Annotated in this window: 9 protein-coding genes and 1 pseudogene; 7 read left to right on the top strand and 3 right to left on the bottom strand. The window is 69.5% G+C overall.

Features of this window, described 5'->3' with window-relative positions:
- Positions 1-275: 275 nt before the first annotated feature.
- On the top strand, positions 276-482 hold the full coding sequence (locus tag SLNSH_RS15050; protein WP_106337832.1) for a hypothetical protein: 207 nt from the start codon (positions 276-278) through the stop codon (positions 480-482).
- Positions 483-523: 41 nt separating this feature from the next.
- Here SLNSH_RS15050 and SLNSH_RS15045 read toward each other — a convergent pair whose 3' ends face one another.
- From SLNSH_RS15045 to SLNSH_RS15035, 3 genes are read right to left on the bottom strand one after another with little or no spacing between them, the layout of a single operon-like run.
- Positions 524-1,636: an ABC transporter permease gene (locus SLNSH_RS15045; RefSeq protein ID WP_106337831.1), complete on the bottom strand. Its 1,113-nt coding sequence runs from the start codon at positions 1,634-1,636 to the stop codon at positions 524-526.
- Between the two features lie 2 nt (positions 1,637-1,638).
- On the bottom strand, positions 1,639-4,389 hold the full coding sequence (gene rbbA, locus SLNSH_RS15040) for a ribosome-associated ATPase/putative transporter RbbA (RefSeq protein ID WP_106337830.1): 2,751 nt from the start codon (positions 4,387-4,389) through the stop codon (positions 1,639-1,641).
- Positions 4,386-5,459, bottom strand: coding sequence for an HlyD family secretion protein (locus SLNSH_RS15035; RefSeq protein ID WP_106337829.1), 1,074 nt, complete (start codon positions 5,457-5,459; stop codon positions 4,386-4,388). Before SLNSH_RS15035 ends, rbbA begins: the two co-directional genes overlap by 4 nt.
- A 190-nt stretch (positions 5,460-5,649) precedes the next feature.
- Between SLNSH_RS15035 and modA the strand changes: the two genes are divergently transcribed.
- The 6 genes and pseudogenes from modA to SLNSH_RS15000 all read left to right on the top strand — a co-directional run bounded on the left by modA (position 5,650) and on the right by SLNSH_RS15000 (position 11,817).
- On the top strand, positions 5,650-6,408 hold the full coding sequence (gene modA / locus SLNSH_RS15030) for a molybdate ABC transporter substrate-binding protein (RefSeq protein WP_106337828.1): 759 nt from the start codon (positions 5,650-5,652) through the stop codon (positions 6,406-6,408).
- Positions 6,405-7,091: a molybdate ABC transporter permease subunit gene (gene modB, locus SLNSH_RS15025; protein WP_106337827.1), complete on the top strand. Its 687-nt coding sequence runs from the start codon at positions 6,405-6,407 to the stop codon at positions 7,089-7,091. The genes modA and modB overlap by 4 nt, the downstream gene beginning before the upstream one ends.
- Positions 7,088-8,197, top strand: coding sequence for a molybdenum ABC transporter ATP-binding protein (gene modC, locus SLNSH_RS15020; protein WP_106337826.1), 1,110 nt, complete (start codon positions 7,088-7,090; stop codon positions 8,195-8,197). The genes modB and modC overlap by 4 nt, the downstream gene beginning before the upstream one ends.
- 78 nt (positions 8,198-8,275) lie before the next feature.
- On the top strand, positions 8,276-9,379 hold the full coding sequence (locus tag SLNSH_RS15015) for a HAMP domain-containing protein (RefSeq protein ID WP_106337825.1): 1,104 nt from the start codon (positions 8,276-8,278) through the stop codon (positions 9,377-9,379).
- A 73-nt stretch (positions 9,380-9,452) separates the two neighbouring features.
- Positions 9,453-10,427, top strand: a pseudogene (locus tag SLNSH_RS25725) (cache domain-containing protein); the annotation flags it as partial.
- 109 nt (positions 10,428-10,536) lie between these two features.
- Positions 10,537-11,817: a methyl-accepting chemotaxis protein gene (locus SLNSH_RS15000; protein ID WP_106337824.1), complete on the top strand. Its 1,281-nt coding sequence runs from the start codon at positions 10,537-10,539 to the stop codon at positions 11,815-11,817.
- Positions 11,818-11,884: the final 67 nt, after the last annotated feature.

Here is an 11,884-nt window from a genome sequence, read left to right as displayed (position 1 = left end):
CGATCAGCGCGGCGCACGGGAGAGCCGTCCCAGTGCGCCAATTCTACAAACGAATCTGCAAACCCAGTGGTAGGCCTTAATTATTCATTATTAAATTGTTTTTGACCTTCGCCTCACGTCGTTCTAGATAATGGCTCGCACGCGAACGCTCGCGATCCCCTGTTGGGGCAAGCAGCCGGATCGCGTGCACTTATGACGTTACGTTCTTTTTTTGCAGCTTCTACTTGCAGGCCGTTGGGGCCGTTCGGGATGTTTCATGCCCGTCGGGGTGGGGTATGTGCCTGTTGAATCATGACCTGGCGCTCGCCGAAGCGCACGCGAGAGTAGTGCTGGATGTTCTTCGGGACGCGCTCGCGCAGAACTGGGGCGTCGCCGTCGCGCAAGACCTGTGGGCGACGATGAGCGTGTCCCAGCGACTCCAATGGGCGCGCGAGGCGCTGCCTGAGCTGGACGCCGAGGACGACGGCGTCCACTTGGCCTGAGCCTCCCAGATCTCGGCGCGCAGGCGCGGAGCGACCGCGGCTCAGGTGAGGAACCGCTTGAACTTGGCCAGCGAGAAGGCGAACAGCACGCAGCCGATCGCCGCGAGCGCGACAAGTTGCGGCCAGACCACGTCCAGTCCCGCGCCGCGGAACAGGACGGCCTGGGCGAGCGACACGAAGTGGGTGTTGGGCGCGATGGACATCACGGCGTAGATGGGCCCCGGCAGGCTCTCCAGCGGCGTCATGGCGCCGGAGAGCACCTGCAACGGCAGCAGCACCATGATGAGCAGCAGCCCGAACTGGGGCATGGAGCCCGCCACCGTGGCGAGGAAGACGCCCATGCTGGTGGTGGCGAACAGTTGCAGGGCGGCTCCGACCAGGAACAGCGGAATGGAGCCCTGGAGCGGCACCGCGAGCACGCCCTGCACGACGAAAACCAGCGACAACGCGGAGGCGACCAGGACCACGAGGCCCATCGACCAGATCTTGCTCACCATGATCTCGAAGGGCGTCACCGGCATCACCAGCAGGTGCTCGATGGTGCCGTGCTCGCGCTCCCGGATCAGGGCGGCGCCGGTCAGGATGATCGACAGCATCGTGATGGACGAGATCACGTGCGTGATCGCGCCGAACCAGGATGGGCTGAGCTCCTGATTGAAGCGGGCGCGGATCGTGAGCTCCACGGGATTGATCTGCGCCTGGCGGCGCCGCTGGCGGAACTCGGCCACTTCCCCGGCCACGATGGACTGGACGTAGGCGCCGCCGTTGAAAGCCTGGGTCATCCGCGTCGCGTCGATGTTGAGCTGGACGGTGGGCGAGCGCCTGGCCAGGACGTCGCGCTGGAAATTGGGCGGGATGTCGAGCGCGAAGGTGTCCAGGCCCTGGTCCATGCGCCGGTCCATCTCCTCGTGGGTGATCAGGCGCGGCGGCAGGAAGTAGGGCGGCCCGAAAGCGGCGACGATGCGGCTAGAGGCGGGGGACTGGTCCTCGTCCACGATCGCGATGGGCGCCTTGTTCAGCACCTCCGGCATGGCGCGGGACTCCGCGTAGATCGCGAGGGTGAAAGCGTAGACGATCAGGGCCAGCAGCATGCGGTCGCGGCCGAGCCCGCGCAGTTCCTTGACGCCGAGGCGCAGGATATTGGCGGCCCGCATGGTCAGCGCGCCTGCTTGGGCAAGAGGACGGCGCCGAGGCCCAGCAGCACCGGGATGGCGAGCAGGAGCGGCAGGAAGGCGCCGCCGAGGTCGGCGAAGCCCAGGGCCTTGGAGAATGTCCCGCGCGAGATGGTCATGAAATAGGTCGTGGGGTAGATGCGCCCGATGAAGGCGCCCACGCCCTGCAGGGATGAGACCGGGTCGATCATCCCCGAGAACTGGGAAGCCGGGATGAGCGTCAGCAGGGCCGTGCCGAAGATCGCCGCCGCCTGGCTGCGCATGAAGCTGGAGATCACCAGCCCCATGGCGGTGGATGCGATGACGTAAAGAAGCGCCGCCGAGGCGAAGGCCGGGAAGCTGCCCGTGAAGGGCGTCCGGAACAGGACAAGCGCCACCGCGGTCAGCATCAGGAAGTTGAGCATGGCGACCGCCACGTAGGGCAGTTGCTTGCCCACCAGGAATTCGAGGCGCGTCACCGGGGTGACGTAGAAGTTGATGATGGAGCCGAGCTCCTTCTCCCTGACCACGCTGAGCGCCGTGAGCATGGCGGGGATGAGCATCAGCAGCAGCGGGATGGTCGCCGGCGCCATCGCGACCAGGCTCTCGACGTTGGGGTTGTAGCGGTAGCGCAGCTCCAGCCGGAAGAGGGGCGCGTCCGCGGCCTTGCCGTAGATCTCGCGCGCCTTCTGGGCGAGCCAGGTCGCGTGCACGCCCTCCACGTAGCCGCGCACGGTCTCGCCGCGGGCCGGCATGGCGCCATCGATCCACGCCCCGATCTCCACGTTGCGGCCGCGCGCCACGTCACGGCCGAAGCCGGGCGGGATCTCGATGGCCAGGCTGATGTCGCCGGTGCGCATGCGCCGGTCGAGGTCGCCATAGTCGGTGATGGGCCGCTTCTCGGTGAAGTAGCGCGAGCCGGCGATCTGGAGCGCGTATTCGCGGCTGAGGGCGCTGTCGTCCCGGTCCAGCACCGCGAAGGTGAGATTGTCGACGTCCATGTTGATGCCGTAGCCGACCACGATCATCAGGATGACGCTGCCGAGCACGGCGAGAGCAGCGCGGATCGGGTCTCGCCGCAACTCCAGGCCTTCGCGCCGCGTGTAGGCCAGCATGCGGCGCAGGTCGAAGCCGCGCCGCAGCGGCTCCTCGCTCCCGACGGGCGCGGGCGGGGAGGGCGCCTCGGTGGCGGTTTCGCCCTCAGCGGCCGCCGCCTTCTCCAGGCAGGCCACGAAGGCCTCCTCCAAGGTCGCGGCGCCCATGGACCGGCGGATCGCCTGCGGCGCGTCGCTGACGAGGACCTTGCCGGCGTGCATCAGCGAGATGCGGTCGCACAGCTCGGCCTCGTTCATGAAATGGGTCGAGACGAAGATGGTGACGCCGTCCCGGCGGGACAGCTCGGCCAGGATCTGCCAGAAGGCGTCGCGAGCGACTGGATCCACGCCGGAGGTCGGCTCGTCGAGGATCAGCACCTCGGGAGCGTGGATCATCGCGACCGCCAGCGAGAGGCGCTGGCGCATGCCGAGCGGCAGGGCGTCCGGCAGGGCGTCGATCACATCGACGAGGCCGAACCGCTCCGCCATCTCGCGAACGCGTTCCGGCAGGGATCCCTCGGGCAGCGCGAACAGCCGGGCGTGAAGCTCAAGGTTTTGCCGCACCGTGAGCTCGCCATAGAGCGAGAAGGCCTGGGACATGTAGCCGACCCGGCTGCGGACGCGGAGATCGGTGGCTTCGACGGGCTGGCCGAACAGCCGCGCCTCGCCCTCCGTCGCCGGCAGCAGGCCGGTGAGGACCTTCATGGTCGTGGTCTTGCCGCACCCGTTGGAGCCCAAGAAGCCGAAGATCTCTCCCTTGCGGATGCGGAAGCTCACGTCGTCCACGGCGGTGAAGTCGCCGAAACGGACAGTGAGATGGTCGGCCTCTATGGCCGGCTCGCGCCCATCCTCCGGCCGCGGCGGGATCGTCACGGCGTGGTGACCGGCGCGGCGGCCCTCGGGCAGGAGCGCGATGAAGGCGGCGTCGAGGCTCGCTGTCCCGGTCCGGTCCAGCAACTGGCCCGGCGTTCCCTCGGCGAGCACGCGCCCGGCGTCCATGGCGACCAGCCAGTCGAAACGCGCCGCCTCCTCGAGGTAGGCGGTGGAGACGATCACGCTCATTCCCGGGCGGCTCTCGCGAATGCCGTCGATCAGGCGCCAGAACTGCCGCCGGGACAGCGGGTCAACGCCGGTGGTGGGCTCGTCGAGGATCAGGAGGTCGGGGTCGTGGATCAAAGCGCAGCAGAGGCCGAGCTTCTGCTTCATGCCGCCGGAGAGCTTGCCGGCGGGGCGCTCCGCGAAAGGCGAGAGGCCGGTGCCGCGCAGCAGGCGCATCACGCGTTCGCGGCGCTCCGCCCCGGCGTAGCCGAACAGCCGGCCGAAGAAGTCGACGTTCTCGAAGACCGAGAGCGTCGGGTACAGGTTCCGGCCGAGCCCCTGGGGCATGTAGGCGATCCGTGGACAGGCCATGTCACGATGCCGTGCGCTGGCCATGTCGCCGCCGAGCACCTCCACTTTTCCGTTCTGGATAGCGCGGGCGCCAGCCAGAAGCGAAAGCAGGCTGGACTTGCCGACGCCGTCCGGGCCGATCAGGCCCACCATGCAGCCGGAGGGAATCTCCAGCGTGATGGCGTCGAGGGCGCGCACGGCGCCGTAGGTCTGGCTCAGGCCCGCGACCCGCGCCACGGGCGACGACGCCTGGGCTGCGGGGGCGGGCGTCATTGAACCAGTTTCCCGGGCAGGCTTGTGGGCCAGGGCGCCTTCGGGTCGAGGCGCACATAGGCGACGCCGGGCAAGCCGGTCTTCACCTGGCTAATGTGCTTGCGCAGGAGGTCCGGCGGGATCCGCGCCTTCACCCGGAACATCAGCTTGAGGCGCTCCTCCTCCGTCTCCACGCTCTTGGGCGTGAACTGGGCCACGTCGGACACGAAGGTGACCGTAGCCGGGATGACGTAGGCGGGCGCGGCGTCCAGCACGAGCCGGACGTCCGTGCCGATCGCCACCCGGCCGGCCTGGGAGGTGGGCAGGAAGAACGTCATGTAGACGTCTGTGAGGTCCACCATGTTGAGGACGCGGCCGCCGCTGGAGAGCACCTCGCCCGGCTGGGCCACCCGGTACTGGACGCGGCCGTCGCGGGGCGCGCGCAGCACGCTGTCCTCTAGATCGGCCGCGATCGTCTGCACTGCGGCCTTGGCTGCCTCCACGGCGGCTTGGGCGTCCACGACGGTGGCGCGGGCGGCCCCGATGGCGGCCTCGGACGCGGCGAGCTGGGCCTGGGCGGCGCTCAGGGCGGCCTTGGCTCCGCGGGCGGCCGCGCGGTCGTCGTCCAGCACCTGGTCGGAAACGTTGTTGCTCAGCTTGAGCTGCTCGGAGCGCGCCAGCTTCTTCTGCGCGGCGTCGAACTGCGCTTCGCGCTGGGCGATCACCGCCTCCGCAGCGTTCCGCTCGGCCTCGCGCTGGGCGACGAGGCTCCCCGCGGTCTCGACGGCGATCCTGGCCCGTGTGAGCTGGGCCTCTGCCTGCCGCTGCTGCGCCTCGAGCTGGGTGGTGTCCATGCGAGCCAGGACCTGGCCGGCGGACACCACGGCGCCCTCATCGGCCAGGATCTCTCTGATGCGCCCCGGCATCTTGGCCGCGATGTCGATCTCGACGGCCTCGATGCGGCCGTTTCCGGAGGCCAGCCCCTCAGGCAGGGCCCGCGCGTTCAGCCGCGTCCAGGCATAATAGCCGGCGGCCGCGAGCATGATCGCCAGGACGGCGAAGAATGGACCTGTCCGGTATTTAGGCGCCATGAGGACCTCTGGGCGCCGGGGGATTGGCGCTGCGAAGGCTTCGCATGGAAGCGCGCGCGAAGCGTTGTGCTGGGTCAATTCGGGGCCAAGACCGCAGCGGTAATGCTGGTTCTGGCGGAGCCTCTGTAATGCGCGGCAAGATCGCGGCTATAAAGCTTTAGCGGCGTCGACTGACCCTCGGAGACCACCCATGATCCCGTCCGCGCTTTTGCGCGCAGTCCTTCTCGCCTTGAGCTGCCTGGCGGCCGCGACGCCGGGAGCTGCGGCGCAGGCTACGGTCGCCGTGGCGGCGAACTTCACGGAGCCCGCGAAGGAGATCGCAGCCGCCCTTAAGGCGCGGACAGGCCATGACGCCACGCTCAGCTTCGGATCGTCCGCCCAGTTGCTGGCCCAGATCTCCCAGGGCGCGCCATTCGACGTGTTCCTGTCGGCCGACGAGGAGCGCCCCGCCAAGGCGGTCGCCGGCAAGCTCGCCACGCCTGACAGCCGCTTCACGTACGCGGTCGGCAAGCTCGTGCTGTGGAGCCGGGACGCGGGGGCTGTGAAGGGCGAAGAGACGCTGAAGGCGGGCGCCTTCGGCAAGCTCGCCATCGCCAACCCGGCCGCTGCGCCCTACGGGGCGGCCGCCCTGGAGACGCTGCAGGCGCTCGGGGTCAAGGACCGCCTGCAAGGGCGGATCGTGCAGGGCGCCAGCATCGCCCAGGCGTTCCAGTTCGTGGACACCGGCAACGCCGAGCTCGGTTTCGTGGCGCTGTCCCAGGTCGTCGGACGCTCCGACGGCTCGCGCTGGCTCGTGCCGCAGGCGCTGTACCGGCCCATCCGGCAGGACGCCGTGCTGCTGGAGCGCGCCAAGGACAACGAGGCCGCGCGGACCTTCCTCGCTTTCCTCCAAGGCCCGGAGGCGCGGGCCATCATCGAGCGCTATGGCTACGAGGTCCCGGCGCCGTGACGGGCTTCGCCGCCGAGATCGGGCCGCCGATCCTGCTCACCCTGGAGTTGGCCGCCGTCACCACGCTGCTGCTGCTCCTCATGGGAACGCCGCTGGCGTGGTGGCTGGCCCGGTCGCGGGCGCCGTGGAAGGAGGCCGTGGCCGCCGTGGTGGCCCTTCCGCTGGTGCTGCCGCCCACGGTGCTCGGCTTCTATCTCCTCGTGCTGCTGGGCCCTGACGGCCCAGGCGGCTGGATCGCCGGCCTGTGGGGCGCCCGGACGCTGGCCTTCACCTTCGGCGGGCTGGTGATCGGCTCCGTGCTGTATTCGATGCCCTTCGTGGTGCAGCCCATCCGCAACGCCTTCGAGGCCTTCGGGGAACGCCCGCTGGAAGCGGCGGCCACCCTGCGGGCCTCTCCGCTGGACGCGTTCTTCTCCGTCGCCCTTCCGCTGGCCCGGCCCGGGTTGCTCACCGGGGCTGTGCTGGGCTTCGCCCATACGGTGGGCGAGTTCGGCGTGGTGCTGATGATCGGCGGCAACCTGCCGGGCAGCACCAAGGTGCTGTCTGTCGCCATCTTCGACTATGTCGAGACCATGCAGTGGGGCCGGGCGCATGCGGTCGCGGCCGGCATGGCGGCCTTTTCGTTCGCCGTGATCCTGCTCATGACGCTGCTGGAGCGCCGCTCCCGGGCCGCGCGGGCATGAACGCGGCGCGCGAGCCCATCCGCTGCGCGCTTGCGGGCCGCCTGGGCCGCTTCGCCCTGGACGCCGCCTTCGAGGCGCCGGCCTCCGGCGTGACGGCGATCTTCGGGCCGTCGGGTTGCGGCAAGACCACCGTGCTGCGCTGCATCGCCGGACTCCAGCGCATCGACCGCGGCCGGATCAGCGTGGCCGGCGCCGTGTGGCAGGACGATCGGGCGTTCGTCCCCCCGCACCGGCGCCCGGTCGGCTACGTGTTCCAGGAGACCAGCCTGTTCCCGCACCTCTCGGTGAAGGGGAACCTGCTTTTCGGCGAGGTCCGCGCGCGCAAGGGCGGGGCCGCGATGGCGCTGGGGCTGGACGAGGTCGCGGGCCTGCTCGGGCTCGGGCCGCTGCTGGACCGTACGCCCGCGGCGCTGTCGGGCGGCGAGCGCCAGCGGGTCGCCATCGGGCGGGCGCTGCTGTCGCAGCCGTCTCTTCTGCTCATGGACGAGCCGCTGTCAGCCCTCGACCGCCGGACCAAGGACGAGATCCTGCCCTTCCTGGAGCGGCTGCACGCCGGACTGGCGCTGCCGATCCTCTACGTCACCCACGACATGGCCGAGGTGGAGCGCCTCGCCGACCACCTCGTGCTGATGGAGGCGGGGCTCGTAACCGCGTCGGGTCCGCTCGCGGCGCTGCAGGGCGATCCGTCCCTTCCGCTCGCTGCCCGGCGCGACGCCGCGGTGAGCCTGGAGGCCGTGACGGGCGACTACGACCCGCATTACGGGCTGCTGGCGCTCGACGTCCCGGGCGGCCGCTTCACCGTCCCGTCCGCGCCCACCCCCGCCGGCGAGCGCCGGCGCCTCACCGTGCAGGCGGCAGACGTCAGCCTCGCCCTGCGCCGGCCCGAGGGCAGCACGATCAGCAACGTGCTGCCCGCCTGCATTCGGGAGGCTTCGCCGCTGAACGAGCAGGAGCTTGTAGTGGTGGTTTCCCTGGGCGCGGCGGGGGAGGGCGCGCGCGTCCTCGCGCGGGTGACGCGGCGGTCATGGGACCAGCTTGCGCTGGCCCCGGGCAAGGAGGTCTTCGCCCAGGTGAAGGGCGTGGCGCTCGCGCCGCGGCGCCGCTGAGTCGCCCCGGTTACTTGACGTTCCCAAGATTCTCCCGCCGTTGCCTGATATGCCCGCGTCACTTCGCACGAATTTCGCATGCGTTCAGCGGACGTTTACACGTTTGGCCAAAGCTTCAGCGAATCTCTGGGAGGGTTAGAACACGTGAAGTCGATCCAGGCGAAGATCTCGGGGCTGATGCTGGCCGTCTCCGGCGCGGGCGTCCTTGCCTGCGCCCTGTGCCTTTGGGCGCTGTGGCACGTCAACGCGATCAACAGGCAGCAGGAGCTGCAGTCCGACCTTTCCCTGCGGACCGAGCGCATCAACCACGTGGTGACGGCCGTGGTGATGGACTCGCGCGGCATCTACATGGCCAAGTCGCGCGAGGAAGCTGAGAAGTTCGCCAAGCCGAACGAGGCGCGCTTCAAGGAGCTCGCCCGCATGACGGCCGAAATGGGCGAGAAGATCCCTGCGGCTGAACGCGAGCGTTTCGAGAAGCTCTCGTCCGCGGTGTCGGATTTCATCAAGTTCCGCCAGGAAACCATCCGGCTGGCCCGAGAGGTTTCGACCGCAGCGGCCGACGCCCAGGGCAACAACGACCAGAACCGGAAGAACCGGCAGGCCCTCAACGACCTCCTGAGCGGCTTCTCGGCCAGCAACGAGCAGGCGAGCCATGCCTACCAGGAGCAGGCCCATCAGGCCGCGTCTCTGATCAGCAGCGCGCTGCCCCCGGCTCTGTTCGTCGTGCTCGCCCTCAGCGGGTTCGGCGCCTGGCGCTTCGTGTCGCGCAGCCTGACCAGCCCCCTGAGGCAGACCACCGCGGCGATGGAGAAGCTCGCCAAGGGCGATTATCGGGCCGTCATTCCCAACGTGGAGCGGCAGGACGAGATCGGCGTGATGGCGCGGGCGCTCGCCGTGTTCCGCGACAACGCCGCCAAAATGCGCGAGCTCGAGGAGCAGGAGCGCGCGGCGGCGGCGNCCCAGGCCGGGGCTCTGTCGTTTTGGCCGTCATGGCAAGGAGCCAAATCGACGAGTGCGACGCTGTTGGCGCTCGTTTCGGGCTCCACGCTCCGGCGCCGTGGACCCACAGGTTGGGATGGGCGTGGCCTGATCCCTTTCAGCGCCGCCCAGCCAAATGAGGACATTTCGGCGCTCGTAGCCCTACTCATTGTTGAATTAAAGTTTTTCGACAACCGTAATTAATCAATTCATAGACATTTGGTTGCACGTTTTTCAGGCACAACCTGATTGTTCGCCATCCCCCGGGACCATTTCCATGATTCCGCACATTCGCCGATCCCTCAGCCTCAAACTCACTGCGGCCATCGTGGCGGCCTGCCTAATCGTCAGTGCGGCCATGATCGGGCTTGCGTATGTCTCGATGCGGAACGACTCGATCGCGTCGCTCCGCTCCGACACCGTCCAGGCGAAGGACCGCGCCTTGCGGGACCTGGACAGCCTCCAGCGTCGCATGCTCGGCAACGCCGACCTGGTCGCGATCCATCCCGGGGTCCTCGCAGCCGTCGCCCGCAAGGACGCCGCGGAACTGCGGGCCGTTCTCATGAAGCTTTATGAGGAGATGCGCCGGACCGATCACTCGGTCTCCAGCCTGGAGGTGACGGACGCCCGGGGCGTGATCCTGATGCGCGGCCACAATCCATCGGTCTTCGGCGACAACAAGGCCACGGCCCCGCTGGTCAGGGACGCTATCCGCGGCCAGCGGGTCCAGGGCATCACTGTCTCGCCGACCTCGGGCGAGCTTGCGATGGACGCGGTCACGCCGCTCGTCCTCGACGGCGCCCTCATCGGCACCGTGAAGGTCGGTTCCTACCTGCGGGCCGAAACCGCTGTGGAGCTCAAGACGATTTCCGGCGCAGAGGTGATCTTCCTCCGGAGCGGGAAGGTCAACGCCTCGACCATTCCTGGGGTCGCCGCGCTGCCGCCCTCCGGCCAATCCGGTGACGAGGCCGTCGAGCTGGCAGGCCGCAGCTATCGTGCCGCGCGGGCGCCCTTGCCCAACCAGAGCGGCGAGAACGTCGAACTGGTCAGCCTCGTCGACCAGGGGCCCGCGATGGCGGCTTTGGCGCGGTTCACCCAGACGTTCCTCGGCGAGAGCTTCGCGCTGGTCGCCCTGCTCCTTCCGGTGATGATCCTGGGCATGCGCCGGCTGGCCGGCGTTCTCCAGCGCCTGACGACCTCGATGGGCGCGATCGCCGAGGGTGACCTGGCCACGCAAGTCGAGTTCACCGATCGAGAGGACGAAATCGGCGCCATGGCGAGGGCCGTGGATGTCTTCAAGCAGAATGCGCAGCGCGTCAGGGCGCTGGAGAGCCAGGAGCGCGCGGCTGCGGCTNGCCAAAATGCGCGAGCTCGAGGAGCAGGAGCGCGCGGCGGCGGCGGAGCGGGCGGCGCGGGCGGAGTCGATGATCGCCGTGGTGAACGACGTCGGGCAGGTGGTCGCGGCGGCTGCGGCGGGGGACTTCTCGGCGCGGCTCGCGATCGAGAGCGCCGACGGCGAGATGCAGAAGCTGGCGCGCGGCATCAACGAGATCAACGCGGCGGTGGACAGCGCCACCACCGAGTTCGCCGCCGTGCTGGAGCGCGTCGCCCAGGGCGACCTGACCCAGACGATCGCCACCGCCTACCGGGGCCGCTTCGCCGACCTCAAGGCCGCGATCAACACCACCATCGAGCGCCTGTCGGAGACGGTGGCCACCATCCAGACCACGGCGGTGGACGTCGGCAGCGCGGCGCGCGAGATCAACTCCGGCGCCGACGACCTGTCGCGGCGCACGGAGGAGCAGGCCTCCTCGCTGGAGGAGACGGCCGCCACCACGGAGGAGCTCGCCGCTTCGGTGAAGGCCTCGGCCATGTCGTCGCGCCAGGCGGTGGAACTCGCCGAGGAGGCGATGCGGGTCGCCGAGACCGGCGGCCAGATCGTCAGCCAGGCCGTCGAGGCGATGGCGCGCATCGAGCAGGCCTCGCAGAAGATCTCGGACATCACCTCGGTGATCGACGAGATCGCCTTCCAGACCAACCTGCTGGCGCTGAACGCCGCGGTCGAGGCGGCCCGGGCGGGCGAAGCCGGCAAGGGCTTCGCGGTGGTGGCCTCCGAGGTGCGCACGCTGGCGCAGCGCTCGGGCGAGGCCGCCAAGGACATCACCGGGCTGATCCAGGCCTCGGGGCAGGAGGTGGCGCAGGGCGTGAAGCTCGTGCGCTCGGCCGGCGACGCGCTGGAGAAGATCGTGGGCGCCTCGCAGAAGGTGGCCAGCACGGTGGGCGACATCTCGAGCGCCACGGCCGAGCAGGCCAACGGCATCGACGAGATGAGCCAAGCCGTGGCCCAGATGGACCAGATGACCCAGCAGAACGCCGCGCTGGCCGAGGAGAGCGCCGCCTCGGCGGCGTCCCTGTCGTCCCAGATCGAGCGGCTGAACGAGGTCGTGGCGACGTTCCGCACCCGCGACGCGGCCTACCGGGCGCCGTCGCGGCCCGTCGCCAGCGAGCCGGCGCGCCTGCGCCAGATGGCGGCCGAGGCCTTCGCGTCCAGGCCCGCCGCCAAACCGGCCCGGGCGCCGGCCGCCAAGCCCGCCGCCGCGCCCGCCCGCAAGGCGGCTGCCGGGGGATGGGACGAGTTCTAGGCCCTGCCGCTTCCGACAGCATCACGCAGAGCCCCGGCCCAGGCCGGGGCTCTGTCGTTTTGGCCGT

The organism is Alsobacter soli (assembly GCF_003004785.1).
Classification (GTDB): domain Bacteria; phylum Pseudomonadota; class Alphaproteobacteria; order Rhizobiales; family Beijerinckiaceae; genus Alsobacter; species Alsobacter soli.
Note: the sequence above shows the minus strand (reverse complement) of the source record. Positions and strands in the feature narration are given on the sequence as shown.

What these genes read in the sequence shown, in the direction of transcription:
- SLNSH_RS15035 (WP_106337829.1), bottom strand. Translation starts at nt 5,459, where the DNA reads ATGGCGCCTAAATACCGGACAGGTCCATTCTTCGCCGTCCTGGCGATC.
- SLNSH_RS15045 (WP_106337831.1), bottom strand. Translation starts at nt 1,636, where the DNA reads ATGCGGGCCGCCAATATCCTGCGCCTCGGCGTCAAGGAACTGCGCGGG.
- modC (WP_106337826.1), top strand. Translation starts at nt 7,088, where the DNA reads ATGAACGCGGCGCGCGAGCCCATCCGCTGCGCGCTTGCGGGCCGCCTG.
- SLNSH_RS15050 (WP_106337832.1), top strand. Translation starts at nt 276, where the DNA reads ATGTGCCTGTTGAATCATGACCTGGCGCTCGCCGAAGCGCACGCGAGA.
- modA (WP_106337828.1), top strand. Translation starts at nt 5,650, where the DNA reads ATGATCCCGTCCGCGCTTTTGCGCGCAGTCCTTCTCGCCTTGAGCTGC.
- rbbA (WP_106337830.1), bottom strand. Translation starts at nt 4,389, where the DNA reads ATGACGCCCGCCCCCGCAGCCCAGGCGTCGTCGCCCGTGGCGCGGGTC.
- SLNSH_RS15000 (WP_106337824.1), top strand. Translation starts at nt 10,537, where the DNA reads ATGCGCGAGCTCGAGGAGCAGGAGCGCGCGGCGGCGGCGGAGCGGGCG.